Consider the following 20,655-nt stretch of genomic DNA (forward strand, 5'->3'; position numbering starts at 1 on the left):
GACGGTATGGGCGCGGGAAAAGTTCTCGGGGCGATGTTGGGACTCATGGCCGGCCTCCTCATCGGTGGGCCCTGGGCCATCGTGCTCGCCCTCATCGCGGGCGTGGCCGTGGGGCATTATTTCGACGAACAGCACGCCGCGCCCCCGGACTTCCCGGAGTTGTTCAGCGACTTCCCCGCCCCCTTCGAGCCGCCCCCGCCGGTCCCCCTCACCCAGGGCCCAGGCGAGTTCCCCATCGTCCAGACCCCCGAGGACGAACCGCTCGACCGCGACGTCGTCGCCCTCTTCGTGGACGTGGCCCGCGCCGACGGCGACATGCGCCGCGAGGAGGTCCGCGAGGTCCGCCGCTACTTCGAGGAGGTCCTCCACGCCGACGCCCACACCGTCCAGGCCGTCCGCCGCCACCTCAAGGACTTCCTCAGCCGCCCCGCCTCCCTGGACGCGCCCGCCGCCCTCGCCTCCTGCCTGGACACCCTGCCTTCTGGCGAACGGCTCCGCCTGCTGGACGCGCTCTACGAGATGGCGCTCGCGGACGGCCCCCTCCAGCGCTCCGAACGCGAGGCCCTGAAGCGCATGGCCGACGGCCTGGACCTCCCGGACGCCAAGGTCCAGGCCCTCGCCCAACAACACCTGGGCGACGCGACCTCCCACTACGAGGCCCTGGGCCTCACCCCTGAAGCCACCGACGCGGAGGTGAAGACCGCCTACCGCAAGCTCGCCGCCGCCCACCACCCGGACAAGGCCAGCCACCTGGGCCCCAAGGCCGCCGAGCAGGCCGCCCGCCGGTTCCAGGCCGTTCGCGACGCGTACGAGGAAATCCGCCGCCAGCGCGGCCTGTAGCCCGGGTTAGAAGACAGGTACCCCCATGAGCCAGCGTCCCCCGAAGAAGAAGGAAGCGGAGTTCCAGAACAACCCGTTCAAGTCCGCCATCAAGACGCTCCAGGACCACCAGAAGCAGGAGCAGCAGGCCGCCGCCGCCGCGGAGGCCGCGAAGAAGAAGGCCGTCTCCAAGCCGGTGAAGGCCCCCAAGGCCCGCCCCGACGACGACGACGTGGGCCTCTTCTTCTCCGCCATGGACGGCGTGCAGCAGATCACCAACCGAGGGGAAGCCCCCAAGACGAACCCGCGCCTGCCCGAGCTCATCGACGACAACGCGGAGGCGCTGGCGCAGCTGTCCGACCTGGTCGCGGGCGACGGGCCCCTCTCCATGACGGGCTCGGATGAGTCCTTCGAGGGCGCCTCCCCGGGCGTGGACCCGAACCTGCTGCGCTCGCTGCGCCGGGGCGACTTCTCCGTCCAGGACCGGTTGGACCTGCACGGCAAGACGCAGCGGGAGGCCCAGGCCCACGTCGAGCGCTTCCTGTCCGACAGCCGCCGCGCCAAGAAGCGCTGCGTGCTCATCGTCCACGGGCGCGGCCTGAATTCCAAGGATCAGGTCCCGGTGCTCAAGGACGCGGTCCGCGGGTGGCTGTCCCAGAAGCGCCTGGAGCGGATGGTGCTGGCGTTCGCCACCGCACGTCCGCAGGACGGCGGGGCCGGCGCCGTCTACGTGCTGCTGCGTCGATAGCTTTACGCGTGCCCGGGGCTGTGCATACATGCCGCCATGGTTCGCGACCTCATTGACCTCCACATCCACGTGGGTGGCGCGGTGGCCCCGCACATCCTGTGGTCCATTGCCCACCAGCAGGGCTTCAAGCTCCCCGTCAAGAACTACTTCGACTTCGTGGAGCTCATCACCTCCCGTCCGGGCAAGGTGGGCAGCCTCGACGACTACCTGAAGATCCTCCACACCTGGACGGAGAAGATCCAATCCTCTCCCAGCGCCATCGAGCGCTCCGTCTACGAGGTGATTGGCAAGGAGTACCGGGGCAGCCGCGTCACGCAGATCGAGCTGCGCTTCAACCCGATGAAGCGCAACCTCTCCAGCGAGCTGGACCTGGACCACATCATCCACGCCGCGCTCCGGGGCATGGACCGCGCGGTGCTGGAGTACGGCGTGAAGGTGGGCCTCATCTTCTGCCTGGCCCGCGAGTTCGACCACAAGCTCAACAGCATCATCGTGGAGAAGGCCATCAAGTACCGCACGCGCGGCGTGTACGGCATCGACCTGGCCGGCACGGAGCGCGACGCGATGGAGCACAAGCCCGCGCTCGCGCAGTACGAGGACCTCTACGCCCGCGCGCGCAAGGGCGGCCTCAAGTGCACGGTGCACACCGGCGAGACGGCCGGCACGGGCGCCGAGGGCCTGATGGCGGTGGTGGAGAAGCTCAAGCCGAACCGCATCGGCCATGGCATCCGCGCCGCCTACGACGAGTCCGCGATGAAGGTCCTGCGTGAGAACAACATCACGCTGGAGCTGTGCCCCACGTCCAACATCCACACCAAGGCCGTGGCGGACCTGGACGAGCTCAAGCACATCATGCGGACGTTCTGGGACCGCAAGGTGAAGTTCACCATCAACACGGACGGCCCCTACCTGCTGGAGACGGACATGCGGCGGGAGATTGAGATCGTCGAGTCCAACGGCCTGCTCACCACCGAACAGGTGGATCAGGCGCTCGCGTGGGCGCGCGAAGCGTCCTTCATCCCCGCCTGACCAACATGTACGGCCTGACCCGCGCACTGTTGTTCACGCTTCCCCCGGAGCCCGCGCACCGGCTGGGCATGTCCGGCCTCGCGGCCCTGGGGAAGTGGCCCTCCCGCTGCCGGGCCATGCGCGAGCGCACGCTGCGCCAGGCGCCCATGGATTTGTCCGTGGACCTGGCGGGGCTGAAGTTCGCCCACCCGGTGGCGCTCGCCGCCGGGCTGGACAAGGACGCGGAGGCCGTGGACGGCCTGTTCGCGTGCGGATTCTCCGCGGTGGAGATTGGCACCGTCACGCCCCTGGCCCAGCCGGGCAACCCGAAGCCGCGCCTGTTCCGGCTGCCTGAACACCGCGCGGTCATCAACCGCATGGGCTTCAACAACCACGGCGCGTCCACCGCGGCGGAGCGCCTGAAGGCCCGCGCGTGGAAGCCCGGGCCGCTGGGCGTGAACATCGGCAAGAACAAGGACACGCCGCTGGAGCGCGCGGTGGACGACTACGTGGCGTGCGTGGATTCGCTCGCGCCGCTGGGAGACTACGTCGTCGTCAACGCGTCCTCGCCCAACACGCCGGGCCTGCGCAAGCTGCAGGAGCCGGAGCAGCTCTCCGCGCTGCTGCTCGCGGTGCGGGAGCGGATGGAGCGGGTGGCCCCGGGCACGCCGCTGTTCCTGAAGATCGCCCCGGACCTGACGCCAGAGGCCGTGGACGAGGTCGTGGACGTGGCCCTGGCGCGCGGGCTGTCCGGCCTCATCGCCACCAACACCACCCTCACCCGCCCCCTGGAGCACGTGCACGCGAAGGAGGCCGGCGGCCTTTCCGGCGCCCCCGTGCGCGAGCTGTCCAACGCCGTCATCCGCCGTGCGTACCAGCGCAGCCGGGGCGCCCTGCCCCTCATCGGCGTGGGCGGCGTGTTCACCGCCCAGGACGTCTACGAGAAGCTGCGGGCAGGTGCCACCGTGGTGCAGGTGTACACGGGTTTCATCTATGAGGGTCCGGGGATGGTGGGGCGCATCCTCCAGGACCTGGGGGCCCTGCTGGCCCGCGACGGCTTCGCCTCCGTTCGCGACGTGATTGGCGTGGACGCGCGCGAGGGTGGGCCCGCGTCTCCAGCGTAGCGGCGCGCACGCCGCTTCGCTCGGGTCCAGGCGGTCCCCCTGCCCTCCAGGGCAGGACGCGGCGACGGTGCCCTCTGGCACCGGCTCCGTGTCTGTCTTGGAACACTGGAGACTCGGGATGGGCTCCGGGCGATGATGGCCAGTGCGGCTCACCGCCCGCGACGCATCCCCACCGCCGGAGCGCTTCCGCGCCCCGGTGCGGCCCCCAACCGTGGAGGCGCCCCGGCCCGCGCTGTCATCCTGGCGCAAGTGGGTGGTCCTCTCCGTGGCGGGGAGCCTGCTCGCCGCGACGGCCTGGTGGTGGCGTTGAAGCGACCGCGCCGCTGGGCCTGCCCATGCCGTCAGCCCCGCGAGCGCTCGATCCCTGCCCTGGCGTCATCCGTCGAGACCCGCGGGCCTGCTCATATTCACCCGCGTCCTTCACACACGCGGGAGACGCGATGGCCAGGAAGATGAAAGCAGTGCAGGTGCGGCAGGCCGGAGGCCCGCTCGAACTCATCGAGCGCGATATCCCCGAGCCCGGTCCAGGGCAGGTACGCCTCGCGGTGGAGGCGTGTGGCGTCTGCCATAGCGACTCCCTCACCAAGGAAGGCGGGATGCCCATCCAATACCCGCGCGTGCCGGGCCATGAGGTGGTGGGTCGCATCGACCGGGTGGGCGCTGGAGTGACCGCCTGGAAGGAAGGGCAGCACGTAGGGGTGGGCTGGCACGGCGGACACTGCGGCCAGTGTGCCGCCTGCCGGGTGGGCGACTTCATCACCTGCGAGTTCGAGCAAGTGTGTGGCATCAGCTACGACGGTGGCTACGCCGAATACATGATCGCCCCCCAGGATGCGCTCGCCCGAGTCCCTGACGGAATGAACTCGCAGGACGTCGCGCCCCTGCTCTGCGCGGGAGTGACGACGTTCAACTCCTTGCGGAACATGGACGTCCGACCTGGGGATCTGGTGGCGGTGCAAGGGATTGGCGGACTGGGCCATCTGGCGATCCAGTTCTCCCGAAAGCTTGGCTACCGCACCGTCGCCATCTCGCGTGGGGCGGACAAGCGACCTCTCGCGCTCGAACTCGGCGCGCACGAGTACGTCGACACGGAGCAGGGCCCCGTGGCCAAGGCGTTGCAGAAACTGGGTGGGGCGCGCGTCATCATGATGACCGCCTCGAGCAGCCGCCTCGCGGGAGAGCTGATTGGCGGCCTGGGACGCAACGGCACCCTCTTGCTGTTGGGAGCGGGCGCGGAGCCCATTCCCATCCAGAGCCCTCGGCTGATCATGAAGCGCCAGCGCGTCCAGGGCTGGCCCAGCGGCAACCCCCAGGACTCGCAGGACACCCTGGCGTTCAGCGCGCTCTCCGGGGTGCGCTCACGCAACGAGGTGTTTCCGCTCGACCGAGCGGCGGATGCCTATGAGCGGATGATGAGCAACCACGCTCGCTTCCGGGTGGTGCTCAAGATGCGCTGAACACAGCCCCCCTGCGCGCGGAGGGCCGCGCCGCCCTCCGCGCCTCGGCAATGGCACCGGGAGGTCTTCATCCACCCCAGCCTCCCCCACCCTGGTCATTCCGAACTTGCGCACCTGCAAACCTGCTCAGTGGCGCACAGCCTCCGGATGCCTTTCGAGCGTCCCCGCCCTCCCCCCCGGGCGGAAATCCTCGGGCCTGTGATCGCGCGGGAAGACAATCGCAGACACCGGCGCGCCGGGCCGGGCCCTGCGGCGCGGGCCTACACGGACCTGGGACCGTCGATTCGGTGCGTGCGCGGGCCCAGGCGCTTGGGTATAGCGGCGCCCATGCCCACCCTCCTCCTCAGCGCCAAGGACTTGCGCGGCCTCTACACCGTCGAACTCGGACTGGAAGCGGTTGAACGCGCCTTCCGGGCCCACGGTCGCGGCGACGCGCTGATGCCCCCCAAGGTGTACCTGTCCCTGCCCAAATATGACGGCGACTTCCGCGCCATGCCCGCGTTCCTCGACGGGGCGGCGGGCGTGAAGTGGGTCAACGCCCATCCGAACAACCCGCGCAAGCACGGCCTGCCCACGGTGCGCGCCGTCTACGTCCTCAGCGATCCGGACACCGCGTCCCCGCTGGCCATCCTGGACGGCACGCTGCTCACCGCGTGGCGCACCGGCGCCGCGGGCGGCATCGCGTCCAAGTACCTGGCCCGGAAGCAGCCCCGCACGCTGGGGCTGGTGGGCTGCGGCGTGCAGGCCCGTGTCCTCATCGACGCGCACCGCGCCCTCTTCGGCGACCTGGAGCTGCTGCTGGCGGACGTGTCCTCCCAGGCCGCGGAGGCCCTTCAGAAGGAGAAGGGCGGCCGCGTCGTCAGCCTCCAGGAGGCCTCCGGCGCCGACATCGTCTGCTCCGCCACGCCCGCACGCGCTCCGGTGGTCCGCCGCGAGTGGGTCCAGCCCGGCGCCCACCTCAACGCCATGGGCGCGGACGCCCCCGGCAAGCAGGAGCTGGATCCGCGCCTGCTCGTCGAAGGGCGCGTCTTCATCGACGACGCGGACCAGGCGCTGCACTCCGGAGAGGTCAACGTGCCGCTGCACGACGGCCTGCTCCAGGCCGGGCAGCTCGCCGGCACCCTGGGCGAGGTCGTCGCGGGCCGCAAGCCGGGCCGCACCGGCGACGAAATCACCGTCTTCGACTCCACCGGCCTCGCCGTGCAGGACGTGGCGCTGGCCCGCGCGCTCTACGACGTGGCCCTCGCGAAGGGAGTCGGCCAGAAGTTCGACCTCGTCGAGGACGCCTGAGGCCCGCGGGAGCCCCCCAGGGGAGCCCCCTGGGGCTCCCACCTCGGACGTCCCCCGCCTGGGAGGGACCCGTCAGGACGCCCGGCTGTGTTTCAGTGAGATGAAAAAATAGAGCGCTCGCCGGCACCTTGGAGTTTTACCGGCGAGCGCCCCGGGCCGCGTGCCGACTGGCAGGGCCTCGTAAAGTCGCGGCGGATGCGAAGCGGCCTCTGGCCCACCTCGCGCCACCTTCATGTGTCCACCGTACGCCCCGCGTCCCGTGTTTCCGGGCCCCGCGCTCAGCGTCCGTTTCCTTCAAAACCCTTGCTCATCCGCGGTGATTCCTTCCCCGCCTGATCAGGGCCCCTCAGGGTGCGCACGCCCGCCGTCACCGGCAACACCCGAGGCGCCATTACCACACCCTTCCCATCAATCTCCACGAAAATCGAGCTATTCCCATCTATAACCTGCACACACGGGGTGCCACAGGGCGGAATGCCTCCCCTTTCCTACGAACGCGCCCGCCCCCAATTGCTTGAGGACGGGCGTGGATTTTCCACATCGGTCTGACATTTCCCCGGCCCCCGGGGGCGGGTTTCAGCGGAATTACAGTTCTGCCACCTGACGGTACAGCGCGTCATGCTGGCGCACCATCTTCTCCAGGGTCAGCTCCCGGGCGACGAAGGCGCGGGCGGCCTTGCCCATCTTCCGTGCCTCCTGGGGTTGGGCGAGCAGCCGGCGGAAGGCCTGGGCCAGCTGCGCGGGCCGCTCGGGCTCCACCAGGAGCCCTCGCTCGCCGTGCACGATGAGGTCCGGATTGCCGCCCACCCGCGTCACGACCATGGGCAGCCCCGCCGCCATGCCCTCCATCACCGCGTTGGACATGCCCTCTGCGGTGGAGCACAGGACGCCGAAGGTGGCCCGCCCGTAGAGGGCTGGCACGTCCGTGCGGTGCTTGAGGAAGTGCACGCCATCCGACACTCCCAGGTCGTGCGCCATCTTCTCCAGCCCCGGTCGGCGCGGGCCGTCGCCCACGAACCACGCGTTCAGCCGCGCGCCCTCATGACGCAGCATGGCAAGCGCGAGGAGCAGGTCCTCCTGCCGTTTCACGGGGTGGCTCATGTTGGCCACGTGGACCACGGTGGGCAGGCCGCCGGTGTCTGGAAGCGGATCCTTGAGGCCTTCGGCGACGCGCGCGTCGAAGCGCTGCAGGTCCAGGCCGTTGTGGATGACGGAGATGCGCGAGGAGGGCAGCCCCTCCTCGTTCATGAGCAGCGTGCGGATGGCCTCCGCGTTGGCGATGACGTGGTCCGCCATGCGCGTCACCTGCGTATGCAGCAGGCGGCGGGCCTTGCCCTGCCAGTGGGACAGGTCCAGGCGCCCGACGATGACCTTCGAGCCCGCGAGCTTCGCGGCCGGGACGGCGATGATGCTGGAGTAGAAGTCGTGCACGTGCACCAGTTGCACGCGGTTCTTCTTGAGCCAGCGAGACAGGCGGACGACCTGCAGCGCCGTGTTGGGCTGGACGAGCGTTCCCTTGAGGGAGAACACCTCCGGCGCGTGGCCCAGCTTCCAGACCGCGCCCATCAGCGGCCCGGCGTCCTCCAGCACCGACACCTGCAAACGGTAGCTGGGGGGCAGGCCCCGCAGCAGCTCCAGCACCTGGACCTCGGTGCCGCCAATGTGGAACGACCGTGTGAATTGCACCAGTCGGAGGGGCTCCCGCCCCATCCGTGCTTCCTCACGCCGCATGCCCAGTCCCCTCCCACGTGGCGACCGGCGTCTGCTTCAAGACCGGCTGCCTCCCCACCGCCAGGGCCCGCTCCCGTGCCTGCGCGATGCGGTGCGCGCTCGCGGCCAGGCCGAAGAGCACGTAGCAATGCGCGGACAGGATGTAGCCCGAGAACAAGTCACAGATGAGGTAGCCGGCCACGGACGCCGATAGCGCGCGCGCCAGCCACCCCATTTCCGAGTCCGCCGACGCGGCCACCGCGCCGCCCACGGCCCCGCCCGAGAACACCAGGAAGCACAGGAGGCCCACCCACCCCAGCTCCCCGATGACGTCGAGGAAGATGTTGTGCGCCACGTAGGCCCGGTGCGCCTCCGGCGGCGCGTACTCGAACCACGCATAGCGGAAGCCGCCCGCGCCCACGCCCAGGAGCGGCTTGTCCAGGCTGATGCGGCTGGCCACCTGCCACGCATACACGCGGCCCATGGCGGACGCGTCCTCGTGGAAGTCCGCCACCGTCTCGTTGCGCTCCCAGAAGCTCTTGGGCGCGAACACCGCCAGGCCCAGCACGAACACGCTGCCCAGCACGATGGCCTGCAGGCGGCGCTTCTCGCGGATGGCCCACAGCGCCATCGCCACCGACAGGCCAATGAAGCCGCCTCGCGAGTGCGACAGCACGATGGCCACCACCGCCAGCACCGCGGACCCCGCGCACAGCACGCGGAACACCCAAGGGGTGCTCTTGCGCGCCAGGAACGCCACCGCCAGCGGCACCACCAGCACCATGTTCATCGCCATGTGGTTGGGGTCCGCGTACACGCCCACCCAGCGCGACCGGAAGCCCTCCACCATGTTCTCGCCGACGAGGTACCAATTGATGACGCCAATGGACGTCACGATGGCGCCCAGCACCATCGCGCCGCACACCACCGCCAGCCGCTTGCCCGTGGTGATGACGTTGACGAGCGTCAGATAGATGGCCGTGAGCTTCAGCAGCTCCACGCCCTGTCCGCGCGTCACCTCCGGGTTCACGCTCCACGCCATCGAGCAGAACGCCAATGAGGAGAACGCCAGCAGCGCGATGCCGCGCGCGCCGTCGAAATAGATCGGCTCCGCCTTGCCCAGCCGCCGCATCACCATCAGCCCGGCCGCAAGGCCCGACGTCAGCAGCGCGAGCCGCAGCGGCTCCAACGCCGGGAGCCACTCACCCGGCACCGCGTACATCACCGCCGCGAACCCCGCGAGCATGAAGAAAGCCAGCACGTCGCGACGCTGCCCCTGCGCGCCCGGTCCCATGTACCCCACCCCTTCGCTGTCGGTCGCTCGTCCCGTCACACGCGTGCCCCTGGCCCTCGTGGATGTCCGGCTGTCGGCTGTTCGCGAACAGCTGGCGAACAGCAGACGGCTGGCGGGCAAGGGGCAAAGCAGCGGACGTGCCAGAGGCCGGGGGCGCTGGATGCCTGGATCTTCAGGGGGTTGCGTGAGGCTCCCGGACCGACGGGCCGGGCAAGGCTGAAAAAGCTACGGGACTGGCGCGCTCTCCATCGGAAGCACCGCGGAGGCGATCAAGTCCAGGCGCCCCTCGCGAAGCCACGGCGACCCCAGCTCCGACAGCAGCCGCGCCAGCGTGACGTTCACCACCCGACGCAGCTCCTCTCTCGCGCCTTCCGGCACCGCGGGCGACAGCGTCGCCACCGCGCGCTCCGCCGCGCTCGGGCGCAGGCGAGGCGAATCCGGGGTGCCTTCGAAGAGGCGCTGGCCCAGCTCCACCGTGCGCCCCAGGGGCACGGGCCGCACGTCCACGCGCTCCTCCAGCACGGCCATGGCGACGCCCGCCGCCCACAGCCGCTCCACGCCCAGCACATCCAGCGAGACGCCGAAGCGGGCCAGCACCGTGCGCGCCGCGCCGTCGGAGCCGCCCAGCAGCGCGCCCAGCGCCGCCACCTGGCCCTCGGCGCGCGCGAGCAGCACCTCCGAACCGGCCACCTCCCGGAGCGAGCGGAACGGCACCGCTTCCGCGCCGGGCACGCGCAGCGCGCGGCGGGGCCGCTTGCGCCGCAGGGCCTCCAGCGCGGCGGCCTCCTCGGGGAGCACCAGCGGCACGTCGTCCAGCTTCACGAAGGGCGCCTTGAAGAGGCGGTCCGCGCGGTACTTGAGCTGGAGCGTCAGCGTGAAGCCCACCTGGAAGACGCGGCGCAGGGGCGTGTCGCGCAGCGCCTCCGGCGCCTTGGACGGGTCGCCGCCCGTCAGGTGCTCCAGGCCCAGCGACAGGTAGTCGCGCACCCATTCGCCCACGCGGCGCACGGCGTCCAGGTCGCCCGGGTCGCCCAGCTCCGCGACGAGCACCGCGTTGGCCACTTCGCGCAGCTCATCCTCCGCGTTCATCCGCTCCACGTCGGACAGGTCGCGGAAGGCGGCCTCCAGGTAGTCCAGGTGGCCGCCCGTGGCGGTGAGCGCGGGGGCGGCGTTGCTCGAGGGACGCGGCGGCACGTCCACGCGGCTGAAGAGCGCCAGGGCGTCCTCCAGCGACGGGAAGCCCAGGTCGGACAGGCGCGCGCGGCGGAACTGGAACGCGGTCTCCTCCAGCTCGGAGGGAATCTCCCAGCGCACGGCCTCGAAGAGGCGCACCGCTTCGAAGGGGTTCTCCGCGATGAGGTCGTTGAGGAGCGCGCGCATGGCGGACATCTCCACGCCGTCCACCTTCAGCTCCACCAGGTAGCGCCCCTCCGGGGTCTCCATCGTCACGCCCTGCGGGTTGACGTCCGGGTTCTCCTCCAGGTCGTGGACGACGGTGAACTCCTTGAGGAGCGTCTCCACCACCTCCAGGTCCACCGCGTGCACCTTGCGCAGGAAGTCCTCGGGTTCATCCCCGCGCGCGGCGCGCAGCCAGGTGAGCACCGCGTGCGGCTCCAGCTTGTCCTTCGACCAGCCGCCCAGGTCCACGAAGGTGCGGAACTGCGCGGGCGACGCCAGCTGCACGAGGTCCGTCGTGTCCGCCAGCCCCACCTCCTGGATGGTGACGTACAGGTCCTCCGCTGGCAGCGAGCGCACCAGCGCGGGCGTATCCTCCGCGTCGTAGAGCGCCGCCACCCGCTGGCGCGGGGACAGGCGCATCAACCGCTGACGCTCCTCGCGGGGAGCGAGGGGCGAAACACCACCGTTCGTCTTGCCGTTCTGGGACACGCCGGGGGTGCTACCACAGCGTGCCCGGCCCCGGGAGACTCAGACGCGGGTGGCCTTGCCGAAGGTGTCCAGCAGCGTGCCCCACACCTCCTCCACGCCCAGCTTTTCGGTGGAGGAGAACGGGATCACCGCCTCGCGGGGCAGCTCCAGCTGCGCGGCCACCGCGTGCAGCCGGGGCTTGCGCTGCGCCTTCGTCAGCCGGTCCACCTTGGTGGCCACGACGAGGATGCGGCGGTTGTGCTCCTGCAGATAGTCCAGCGTCTGGAGGTCTTCCGGAGTGGGGCCCACCTCCGCGTCGATGATGCTCACCACCACCTCCAGCCGGTGCCGGTTCTTCAGGTAGGAGGTGATCATCGCCTGCCACTGGGCCTTGTCCGCCTTGCTCGCCTTGGCGAAGCCGTAGCCGGGCAGGTCCGCCAGGCGCACCGTGTGGCGCTGCCCGTCGCGGTCCAGGTCCACGTCGAAGAAGTTGAGGGTGCGGGTGCGCCCGGGCGTGTTGGACACGCGCACCAGCTTCCGCCGGTTCGTCAGGGCGTTGATCATGGACGACTTGCCCACGTTGGAGCGGCCGACGAAGGCCACCTCCGCGGCGTGGTCCGTGGGCAGGCCCTTGAGCTCCACGGCGGTGGTGACGAAGCGGGAGTCGAGGATCTTTATCAAGCGGGGGTCACTTACTTCTTCGCCGTGGCAGGAGCCGGCGTGGAGGGGGCCGCGTCCGCGCGGGTCTGCTTGCGAGCGCGTTCGGCGGACCAGTGGTCGATGGCCTTCAGCGCTTCCTTGAAGTCGAACGGGCGCAGCGAGGGAGACGAGGCGTCATGGCAGGTGCGGCACTGCTTCTCCGACGGGTCCACCAACCCCACCAGCCGCGCCAGCTCCGGGTCCTTCATCACGTAGGACGGCGAGTAGTACTGCCCGCCCCCGTGGCACGTCTCGCAGGTGACGGCCGTGAGCGACTGCTCGGACTGGTCCGGCGCGTGGCAGGACAGGCAGCGCGCGTCCTTCTTCTGCCCCTCCGCCAGCGTCTCCGTGGCCCGGGCGTGCTTGGACTTCATCCACGCGTCGTACGCTTCCGGGTGGCATCCCTTGCAACTGTCGGGGCCGGTGAAGTCCGCGGCACCGGCAAGACCGCCACAAACGGCGAGCAGGAGGGCGGAAAAGACCCGGAAGGCACGAGAACGCATGCCTTGAGCACGTAGCAGAGGCCCCAGGAGGGGGCAAGGCGTCTCGTTCGTGATTGAATACCGGGTGGACAGGCGCGTGGCTTGAGGTAACGGACCTTGAGGCGTGCCTGCCTGATCCGCTAGGGAGGAGTCGAGATGCGGACCCCCGTGATTGCCGTCCTGTTCGCCGTTGCCGCCGTCGCTGTCTCCCTTCCTGCTTCCGCCAAGCCGTGGCAGGGCATTGAACCCGGGACCTCCAAGAAGGAGGACGTGGTGAAGAAGTTCGGGGAGCCGTCCCGGACCATGACCCAGGACGGCAAGGAGATCCTGGCCTACTTCTCCAAGGAGGCCATCAAGGGCACCACCCAGACGCAGTTCAAGGTGGACCCGGCCACCCAGCTGGTGGAGCGCATCGACGTGTTCCCCGCGCCCGTCATCGAGAAGGACACCATCGAGAACAGCTACGGCGCCGCGTGCCCGGCCGGCGCCATGCCGGCCACCCCCTGCTACCTGCGCAAGCTCACCGACGACTTCCGCACCTACTTCCTCTACGTGAAGCTGGGCGTGGCCATCTTCTTCAACGAGGACGGAAAGACGGTGCAGTCCTTCGTCTTCACCACGCCCAAGGCCGCGAAGTAGCCGTGCACGTCTTCGGCCTGACGGGCGGCATCGCCTCCGGCAAGAGCACGGTGAGCCGGATGCTGCGAGAGCTGGGCGCGCGCGTGCTGGACGCGGACGTGCTCGCCCGTGAGGTGGTGGAGCCCGGCACGCCCGGGCTCCAGCGCATCCGCGAACGCTTCCCCGGGGTGGTGGGTCCCGACGGCCGGCTGGACCGGGTCCGGCTGGGCGCCCACATCTTCGCGGACCCCGCCGAGCGCGCCGCCCTCAACGCCATCGTGCACCCGGAGGTGCGCGCCCTGTTCCTCCAGAAGCTCCAGGCGCTGGAGGCGGAGGGCATCACCCACGCCATCTATGACGTGCCGCTGCTCATCGAGACGGGGCTCCACACGGCGATGGAGGGCGTGGCCGTGGTGTGGGTGCCGCGCGACGTGCAGAAGGCGCGGCTGATGGCGCGCGACGGGCTGGACGCGGAACAAGCGGAGGCGCGACTCCAGGCGCAGCTGTCGCTGGACGACAAGCGCGCGCACGCGACGTGGGTCATCGACAACAGCGGCGCGCCGGAGGCCACCCGTCCACAGGTGGAAGCCGTGTGGCGGGCGATGCTCGCGCGCGGCTGACAGGCGGTTATGCTGCGCCGCGCATGAGTGAGACGTCGACGACGCACAGGCCAGGCACCTACTTCATCACCGGCTATCCGGGGTTCATCGGCAAGCGGCTGGTGGAGCACATCGCGCGGGAGGACCCGGAAGGGCACATCTACGCGCTGGTGCAGCCCAAGGCCTTCAAGGAAGCGCAGGCGCTCGCGGCGAAGGTGAACGGCGCGCGCGTGGAGCTGCTCACCGGGGACGCGGTGGACATGCACCTGGGCCTGTCCGGCGAGGAGTACCAGCGCCTGTGCGAGCGGGTGACGGACATCTTCCACCTGGCGGCGGTGTCGCAGCTGGGGGTGCCCAAGGAGACCGCGTGGCGGGTGAACGTGGACGGCACGCGCAACCTGCTGGAGCTGGCGCGCGACTGCGAGAACCTGTCGCGCTTCAACCACTTCTCCACCTGCTACGTGTCCGGCGACCGGGTGGGCGTCATCGCCGAGGACGAACTGGACCGGGCCCAGTCCTTCCGCAACGCGTACGAGGAGACGAAGTTCCAGGCGGAGCGGCTGGTGCAGCGGGCCGCGGCCACGCTCCCCGTCACCGTGTTCCGGCCGTCCAGCGTGGTGGGCGACTCGCGCACGGGGGAGATCGACCGGTTCGAGGGCCCCTACTACCTGGGCATCCTGCTCGTCACGTCTCCGCTGGTGGTGCCGCTGCCCCTGCCGGGCAACGGCGTCGCGCCGCTCAACGTCGTCCCGGTGGACTTCGTGGTGGAGGCCGTGTGGCGGCTGTCGCGCGATGCGCGGGCGAAGGGGCGCACCTTCCACCTGGTGGACCCCAACCCCATGAGCGCGCGGCGCGTGTACGAGCTCATCGCGGAGAAGGCGCACAAGCGGCTGCCGCGCTTCAACCTGTCCGCGCGCGCCGCGGACGTGATGCTGCGGCTGCCGGTGCTGGAGAAGCTGGCGCGGCCCCAGCGCGCGGCCATCAGCTACGTGAACCACCTGGCCATCTACAACTGCCACAACACGCTGGAGCTGCTCGACGGCACGGGCGTGCGCTGCCCGCCGCTGTCGTCGTACCTGGATCAGCTCGTCGCCTACGTGCGCGAACAGTACAAGCAGCGCCGGGAGGGCGCGGAGGTGGAGGATCCGCTCGACCACGGGCCCCTGCCCTCCGGTGATGAGGCCTCCGCGCGGCGCTCGCGCCGCTGAGCAGGGATGCCGCCCGGACGCAAGGTGCGGCGCGGTATCCACCGCGCGTGACCGGCCGCCTGCCTGCCCCGGTTTATTCAGGCTCACGGCCCAGCTTATTCCAGACTGCCAATTGTTACTGGATTGCTAACGCAAAGTTGCTGCCCCCCCCTCTTTTCAACGAAACAGTGTCCTGGTTAGCATGCGCTCGCACTGAATCCGGCGCGGTGAACACGACCGTGACCTGAACGTTGTTTGGAGAGCAGCGCTTGCCGGAGACGATTGACAGGCGATTCGAGTTGGCGCCCCGGGGTTCGGGGGTGGCGCCTCGCCTGTCCGGTCTGTCTCAGCATCCCGCGCGAGGTCCGCGCGCCCCTGCCCTCTCGCCTTTTCACGCTGCCCCCTGCCGCGTCGTCAATGCGACCTCTGGCGTTGGGATGCGTCTCCTATCGGGCTGTTGTCCACCTGCGGTCCACGGTCCGTAAGGGGAGGTCCGCCACCCCCGGCGTGCCTCTCCGTGCAGTCGTCGTCACAAGCAGTCCCCTCGTCCGGCAGTTCATCACCCCCAAGAAGGAAGGCGCATGCGTCTCAGGGAAAAACTGTTGACCAGCCTGCTGCTGGTGCCCGTCGCGGGTACCAGCGCGTGGGCCAAGGAGCGGTCGAATTTCGACGCGTTCCTGGAGCAGCGGGATTCTCGCTCGCTGGCCGTGGATACCAACACGGCCGTGTCCCGTGGGCTTCGCATCGAGCACACCGAGCAGCGGCTCGGCGTGCCCACGTTCGCGTGGGCGACCCAGGACGGAGCGCTGTCCAAGTCCGTCATCCGCGCTGGCATGACGGCGGAGAACGCGGCGCGCGCGCACCTGCAGACCGTGGCGGACAGCTACCGGCTGTCGCGTGACGACGTCTCGGGCGCTTCGCTGCGCGCGATGCACAACACCGGCAAGGGCGCCATCGTCGCGACCTTCAACCAGACGGTGAACGGCATCCCGGTCTTCCGCAACGAGCTGAAGGTCATCATGGGCCAGGACCTGCGCCTGGTGGCCGTCAGCGGCTACCTGGCCCCGTCCGAGCTCACGCTCACCGCCCGCACGAAGTCGCGCGGCGCGTTCCAGCTGAGCGCGGCGGACGCGGTCTCCGGTGCGTTCAAGGACCTGACGGGCTCCGGCACGCAGGCCACCTCGTTCATCAACGCGGGCACGCAGGGCGACTACACCTACTTCGAGCTGTCCCCCGGCGCGAAGTCCACGCTGGCGCAGGACCTGGCCGTCCCGGCCCGTGCCCGGCAGGTGTTCTTCACGATGTCCGGCGCGCTCGAGCCCGCCTGGTACGTGGAGGTCAACGCCGGCCCGAAGGCGGCGCGCTCCAGCCAGTACTTCTCCTACGTGGTGTCGGCGGCCACCGGCGCGGTGCTCTTCCGCAACGACCTGACCGTGGACGCGGCGGGCACGCCCTTCACGTACAAGGTCTGGGCGGACACGACGTCTCCGTTCATCCCGGAGGACGGTCCCCAGGGCAACGACGCGACCCCGCACCCCACGGGCACGCGCGACGGCTTCCAGATCCCGCTGAACCGCCCGGCGCACGACATCACCCTGGCGAACAGCCCCTACAGCCAGAATGACCCCTGGCTGCCGGCCAACGCCACGCAGACCACGGGCAACAACGTGGACGCGTACGCGGACCTGTCCGCGCCGGACGGCTTCCAACCGAACAGCGCCGACATCCGCGCGGAGACGACCAGCGCCAACACGTTCGCGTACGTCTACGACACCACCAAGGCGCCGGGGTCCAGCCCCCAGCAGATCAAGGCCTCGGTGGTGAACCTGTTCTATGTGAACAACTTCCTGCACGACTGGTTCTACGACTCCGGCTTCGACGAGGCCTCGGGCAACGCCCAGTCGTACAACTTCGGCCGCGGTGGCGCGGAGAGCGACCCCATCCAGGCCCAGGCCCAGGACTACGGCGGCCGCAACAACGCGAACATGAGCACGCCGGCGGACGGTGCGTCGCCGCGCATGCAGATGTACGTGTTCGACGGTACGCCCGAGCTGTCCGTGACGGCGCCCGCCACCCTGGCCGGCGTCTACGAGGCCGCCTCCGCGAGCTACGGCAAGCAGGCGTACGACATGACGGGGGACCTCAAGGCTGCTCCGACCACCAACCCGCTGGGCTGCGCCGCGTTCGACGCCGGCTACTTCACCGGGAAGGTTGCCCTCATCGACCGCGGTACTTGCAACTTCGTGGTCAAGTCGCTCTTCGCCCAGCAGGCGGGCGCGCTCGCCACGGTCATCGTCAACAACGCGCCAGGCAGCCCCGGCGCCATGGCTGGCAACGGCACGGATGACGCCAAGGTCACCACTCCCTCGCTGATGATCACCCAGGCGGCGGGCGCCGCGTGGAAGGCCGGGCTGGCCACTGGCCCGGTGAGTGTGAAGTTCCTGCGCGAGCCGAACCAGGACCGCGACGGCACACTCGACAACGGCATCATCGCCCACGAGTGGGGGCACTACATCAGCAACCGCCTCATCGGTAACGCCGCGGGCCTCAGCAACAACCAGGGCCGCTCGATGGGCGAGGGCTGGGGTGACTTCCACGCGATGCTGATGCAGGTGCGCGCGTCGGACGTGACCAAGCCCGGCAACAACAATTGGCAGGGCGTCTACAGTACCGCGGGATACGTCTCCAGCGGCGGCAAGAACCAGGGCTACTACTACGGCATCCGTCGCCTGCCCTACTCGACGGACATGAGCAAGAACGGTTACACGTTCAAGCACATCTCCAACTACACCGCCCTGCCCGCCGACTCGAACTCCACGCGAGTGGACATCAACAGCGAGGTCCACAACAGCGGTGAAGTGTGGGCCACGATGCTTTGGGAGTGCTACGCGAGCCTGCTGAACGCGCACCCGTTCCCGGAGGCGCAGGACCGCATGAAGCGCTATCTCGTCGCCGCCTACAAGGCGACGCCGAACGCGCCCACCTACACGGAAGCGCGCGACGCGGTGCTGGCGGTGGCGCAGGCCAACGACCCGGCCGACTACAGCCGCTTCGTGGCGGCGTTCGCCAAGCGCGGCATGGGCTTTGGCGCCAAGTCGCCGGACCGCAGCGTCTTCGACCACCTGGGCGTAGTGGAGAGCTTCTCCTCCGGCGGCAACCTGGAAGTCGTCAGCGTCCAGTTGGATGACAGCGTGAGCGGCTGCGACCAGGATGGAATCCTGGACGTGGGCGAGCAGGGCCGGCTCAAGCTCGTCGTGCGCAACACGGGCGGTGGCGGACTGAGCGCCTTCACCGGCACGGTCAGCACCTCCAGCTCCACTGCCACCCTGGCGTTCCCGGCGGGCAACACGGTGTCCGTCCCCGCCCTGTCGCGCGGTGCGCAGACCACCCTCTCCATCCCGGTGAGCCTCACCGCGGTGTCGGGTGCGAACGCTCGCGCAGGGCTGAAGGTCGTCTTCGACTCGACGGAGATTCCGACGGCGGCGAAGACGGTGACGTACGACCCCCGCGTCAACTACGACAACGTGCCGGCCGTCAGCAACACGGAGAGCTTCGAGTCCGGCCTGTCTGCCTGGACGGTGTCGCAGAACCTCTCGTCCTCCGGTGACTTCTCGCTGTCTGGCACGCCGGCCAACCAGTACGCGCACGGCCAGTCTCCATCCTCCGCGGCGGAGATCACCCTCACCAGCCCCTGGATGACGGTGGACGAAGCGCAGGACTTCACCATCAGCTACAAGTACCGTCACTCCTTCGAGTACGACTTCAGCTACAACTACGCCTACGACGGCGCGGTGCTGGAGTTCACGGTCGACGGCATCGACTGGATCGACCCCTGGGATCTGTACCCGGTGGTGGACGCGGATCCGGGCTATGTGGCCGCCATCCAGCTGGGCGGCCAGAACCCCATCGAGGGCCGCGCCGCGATGGCGCGGGTGAGCGCGGGCTTCCCGGCCTTCACGGCGGCGAGCATCGACTTCGGTGACTTCTTCCCCAGCCTGGGCCTGAAGAACGTGCGCTTCCGCTTCCGCGTCGCCTCCGACGTGGCCGTGGGTGGCTACGGTCTGGACGTGGATGACGTGAAGTTCACCGGCGCCACGGCCGTGTTCCCGTCGCAGGCCGACCAGGGCGCCACGCCCGGCGCTTGCAACGTGCGCCCGGTGGCCAACCCGGGCCCGGCGCAGGCCGTGGCCGAGGGTCGCATCGTCGGCGGCGTGTTCACGCGAACGACGGTCACCCTGAACGGCTCCGGCAGCTTCGATCCGGACGCCGCCCCGGGCTCCGTGCTCACCTACAACTGGACGCAGGTGGGCGGCTACACGCCGGTGACGCTGACCGGCGCGAACACCGCGACGCCGAGCTTCGTGGCGAACGTGGACTATGACGACGTGCTCACCTTCCAGCTCGTCGTCACCGACGCGGCTGGCAAGACGAGCTTCCCGAAGACGGTGGACGTCAAGATCACCAACGTGAACCAGGTGCCGGTCGCCGTTGCCTCCGCGCAGGCCTCGGTGGACGAGCGTGACCCCACGCCGGTCGTCCTGGATGCCTCGGGCTCGTCGGATCCGGACCCGCTCGACAACGGCACCCTGACGTACTCCTGGGCGCAGACGGGCGGCACGCCCACCGTGACGCTGACCAACGCCACCAAGGCGAAGGCCTCGTTCCTGGCGCCGGAAGTGACGGCGGACACGCAGCTGACCTTCACGGTCACCGTGACGGACAGCAGCGCCGCGAAGGCGACGAAGTCCGTCGCCGTGACGGTGAAGAACGTGGACCGCGCTCCGGTGGCCAACGCCGGCGCGGACATCGCCGCGGACGCTCGCTCCACGGTGACGCTGTCGGGCTCCGGCTCGGATCCGGATGGCACGGCGGTCACGTACTTCTGGGAGCAGAAGGTCGGCCCCTCGGTGACCCTGACGGGTGCGGACACGGCGACGGCGAGCTTCACGGCGCCGGACGTCAGCGCCCCCACCGAGCTGACCTTCCAGCTCACCGTGTCCTCCGGTGGCCTGTCCACCACGGACCTGGTCAACGTCACGGTCCGCAAGGCGAACCGCCACCCGGTGGGCCAGGCTCCGGCCGCCATCGACGCGGACGAGGGCAGCAACGTGGAGCTGGACGCGTCCGGCATCACGGATCCGGATGGTGACGCCCTCACCTACGCCTGGATCCAGGTCGGTGGCCCCGCTGTGACGGCCACGGGCACGGATTCGGCCACGCTGAAGTTCACCGCGCCGGAGGTCCAGGTCGACACGGCCGTGGCCTTCAGCCTGACGGTGAAGGACTCGGACGGCGCCGTCGCCGGCCCGTTCGTCTACACGGTGAACGTGAAGCAGGTGAACCAGGCGCCGGTCGCCAAGGCCCGCATCATCTCGGCCGTGCGTCCCGGTGAGCTGGTGAAGCTCGACGCCTCCACGTCCACGGATCCGGACCACGAGGCGCTGACCTACGCCTGGGCCCAGACGGGTGGCCCGTCCGTGACGCTCTCTGGCGCCGACACCGCCGAGGCCAGCTTCACGGCGAAGAAGTCCACGAACGCGGAGAACTACACCTTCACCGTGACGGTGAAGGACGCGGCCGGGGCCTCCAGCACCGCCGAGGTGAAGGTCGCCGTGGCGAAGTACGAGGAGCCGGTGACGGAGCAGCCGAAGGATGATGGCGGCTGCTCCTCCACGGGCGGCTCCGTGGGCGGCATGGCGCCGCTGATGGCGCTGTTCGCGGCCATGGCGCTCTCGCGCCGTCGCAAGGCGTAGA

At 69.7% G+C, this 20,655-nt stretch carries 16 protein-coding genes; 11 read left to right on the forward strand and 5 right to left on the reverse strand.

All coding sequences use genetic code 11. From position 1 onward, the window contains the following. Positions 1–45 precede the first annotated feature (45 nt). From FOF48_RS13060 to FOF48_RS13085, 7 genes are all read left to right on the forward strand, one after another. The gene (locus FOF48_RS13060; RefSeq protein ID WP_370456572.1) at positions 46–840 is read left to right on the forward strand and encodes a TerB family tellurite resistance protein; all 795 of its coding nucleotides are present in this window, start codon (positions 46–48) and stop codon (positions 838–840) included. 25 nt (positions 841–865) lie between these two features. After that, a complete protein-coding gene (locus FOF48_RS13065; RefSeq protein WP_143901394.1) occupies positions 866–1,567 on the forward strand; it encodes a Smr/MutS family protein in 702 nt (233 codons plus the stop codon). A 36-nt stretch (positions 1,568–1,603) separates the two neighbouring features. Continuing rightward, positions 1,604–2,596: an adenosine deaminase gene (add, locus tag FOF48_RS13070; protein ID WP_143901397.1), complete on the forward strand. Its 993-nt coding sequence runs from the start codon at positions 1,604–1,606 to the stop codon at positions 2,594–2,596. A gap of 5 nt (positions 2,597–2,601) precedes the next feature. Further along, entirely contained in the window at positions 2,602–3,699 is a 1,098-nt protein-coding gene (locus tag FOF48_RS13075) for a quinone-dependent dihydroorotate dehydrogenase (protein WP_143902149.1), read from the forward strand. Between the two features lie 142 nt (positions 3,700–3,841). Next, positions 3,842–4,009, forward strand: a complete 168-nt coding sequence (locus FOF48_RS36445) for a hypothetical protein (RefSeq protein WP_186001886.1) — start codon at positions 3,842–3,844, stop codon at positions 4,007–4,009. A 142-nt stretch (positions 4,010–4,151) separates the two neighbouring features. Continuing rightward, on the forward strand, positions 4,152–5,156 hold the full coding sequence (locus tag FOF48_RS13080) for an alcohol dehydrogenase (RefSeq protein WP_255442121.1): 1,005 nt from the start codon (positions 4,152–4,154) through the stop codon (positions 5,154–5,156). Positions 5,157–5,483: 327 nt separating this feature from the next. Next, entirely contained in the window at positions 5,484–6,446 is a 963-nt protein-coding gene (locus FOF48_RS13085) for an ornithine cyclodeaminase family protein (protein ID WP_143901401.1), read from the forward strand. Between the two features lie 585 nt (positions 6,447–7,031). Here the strand turns inward: FOF48_RS13085 and FOF48_RS13090 are convergent. The 5 genes from FOF48_RS13090 to FOF48_RS13110 all read right to left on the reverse strand — a co-directional run bounded on the left by FOF48_RS13090 (position 7,032) and on the right by FOF48_RS13110 (position 12,389). After that, positions 7,032–8,177 (reverse strand): glycosyltransferase, encoded by a 1,146-nt coding sequence (locus FOF48_RS13090; RefSeq protein ID WP_143901403.1) that lies wholly within the window; start codon positions 8,175–8,177, stop codon positions 7,032–7,034. Further along, positions 8,167–9,450, reverse strand: coding sequence for an O-antigen ligase (locus FOF48_RS13095; protein ID WP_143901406.1), 1,284 nt, complete (start codon positions 9,448–9,450; stop codon positions 8,167–8,169). The genes FOF48_RS13090 and FOF48_RS13095 overlap by 11 nt, the downstream gene beginning before the upstream one ends. A gap of 225 nt (positions 9,451–9,675) precedes the next feature. Continuing rightward, positions 9,676–11,337, reverse strand: coding sequence for a DUF6178 family protein (locus FOF48_RS13100; RefSeq protein ID WP_143901408.1), 1,662 nt, complete (start codon positions 11,335–11,337; stop codon positions 9,676–9,678). A 39-nt stretch (positions 11,338–11,376) separates the two neighbouring features. After that, positions 11,377–11,997, reverse strand: coding sequence for a ribosome biogenesis GTP-binding protein YihA/YsxC (gene yihA / locus FOF48_RS13105; RefSeq protein WP_143901410.1), 621 nt, complete (start codon positions 11,995–11,997; stop codon positions 11,377–11,379). An 11-nt stretch (positions 11,998–12,008) separates the two neighbouring features. After that, a complete protein-coding gene (locus tag FOF48_RS13110) occupies positions 12,009–12,389 on the reverse strand; it encodes a cytochrome c family protein (protein ID WP_235685685.1) in 381 nt (126 codons plus the stop codon). 264 nt (positions 12,390–12,653) lie between these two features. Between FOF48_RS13110 and FOF48_RS13115 the strand changes: the two genes are divergently transcribed. The 4 genes from FOF48_RS13115 (at position 12,654) to FOF48_RS13130 (ending at position 20,654) form a co-directional block, all read left to right on the forward strand. Continuing rightward, complete coding sequence (locus FOF48_RS13115; RefSeq protein WP_143901414.1) at positions 12,654–13,136, forward strand: hypothetical protein; 483 nt, start codon at positions 12,654–12,656, stop codon at positions 13,134–13,136. A gap of 2 nt (positions 13,137–13,138) precedes the next feature. Then, entirely contained in the window at positions 13,139–13,735 is a 597-nt protein-coding gene (gene coaE, locus FOF48_RS13120) for a dephospho-CoA kinase (RefSeq protein WP_143901416.1), read from the forward strand. 23 nt (positions 13,736–13,758) lie between these two features. After that, positions 13,759–14,922 carry an SDR family oxidoreductase gene (locus FOF48_RS13125; RefSeq protein WP_186001887.1) on the forward strand — a complete coding sequence of 388 codons (1,164 nt, stop codon included), beginning with the start codon at positions 13,759–13,761 and terminating at the stop codon, positions 14,920–14,922. A gap of 560 nt (positions 14,923–15,482) precedes the next feature. Next, positions 15,483–20,654: a myxosortase-dependent M36 family metallopeptidase gene (locus FOF48_RS13130; protein WP_143901419.1), complete on the forward strand. Its 5,172-nt coding sequence runs from the start codon at positions 15,483–15,485 to the stop codon at positions 20,652–20,654. Position 20,655 lies beyond the last annotated feature (1 nt).

Origin of the sequence: Corallococcus sp. Z5C101001 (assembly GCF_007352635.1) — a bacterium.
In the GTDB taxonomy this organism is placed as follows: domain Bacteria; phylum Myxococcota; class Myxococcia; order Myxococcales; family Myxococcaceae; genus Corallococcus; species Corallococcus silvisoli.

What these genes read in the sequence shown, in the direction of transcription:
- FOF48_RS13060 (WP_370456572.1), top strand. Translation starts at nt 46, where the DNA reads ATGGCCGGCCTCCTCATCGGTGGGCCCTGGGCCATCGTGCTCGCCCTC.
- FOF48_RS13125 (WP_186001887.1), top strand. Translation starts at nt 13,759, where the DNA reads ATGAGTGAGACGTCGACGACGCACAGGCCAGGCACCTACTTCATCACC.
- add (WP_143901397.1), top strand. Translation starts at nt 1,604, where the DNA reads ATGGTTCGCGACCTCATTGACCTCCACATCCACGTGGGTGGCGCGGTG.
- FOF48_RS13065 (WP_143901394.1), top strand. Translation starts at nt 866, where the DNA reads ATGAGCCAGCGTCCCCCGAAGAAGAAGGAAGCGGAGTTCCAGAACAAC.
- FOF48_RS13130 (WP_143901419.1), top strand. Translation starts at nt 15,483, where the DNA reads ATGCGTCTCAGGGAAAAACTGTTGACCAGCCTGCTGCTGGTGCCCGTC.
- FOF48_RS13110 (WP_235685685.1), bottom strand. Translation starts at nt 12,389, where the DNA reads ATGAAGTCCAAGCACGCCCGGGCCACGGAGACGCTGGCGGAGGGGCAG.
- FOF48_RS13080 (WP_255442121.1), top strand. Translation starts at nt 4,152, where the DNA reads ATGAAAGCAGTGCAGGTGCGGCAGGCCGGAGGCCCGCTCGAACTCATC.
- FOF48_RS13085 (WP_143901401.1), top strand. Translation starts at nt 5,484, where the DNA reads ATGCCCACCCTCCTCCTCAGCGCCAAGGACTTGCGCGGCCTCTACACC.
- FOF48_RS13115 (WP_143901414.1), top strand. Translation starts at nt 12,654, where the DNA reads ATGCGGACCCCCGTGATTGCCGTCCTGTTCGCCGTTGCCGCCGTCGCT.
- FOF48_RS13090 (WP_143901403.1), bottom strand. Translation starts at nt 8,177, where the DNA reads ATGCGGCGTGAGGAAGCACGGATGGGGCGGGAGCCCCTCCGACTGGTG.
- FOF48_RS13095 (WP_143901406.1), bottom strand. Translation starts at nt 9,450, where the DNA reads ATGGGACCGGGCGCGCAGGGGCAGCGTCGCGACGTGCTGGCTTTCTTC.
- FOF48_RS13075 (WP_143902149.1), top strand. Translation starts at nt 2,602, where the DNA reads ATGTACGGCCTGACCCGCGCACTGTTGTTCACGCTTCCCCCGGAGCCC.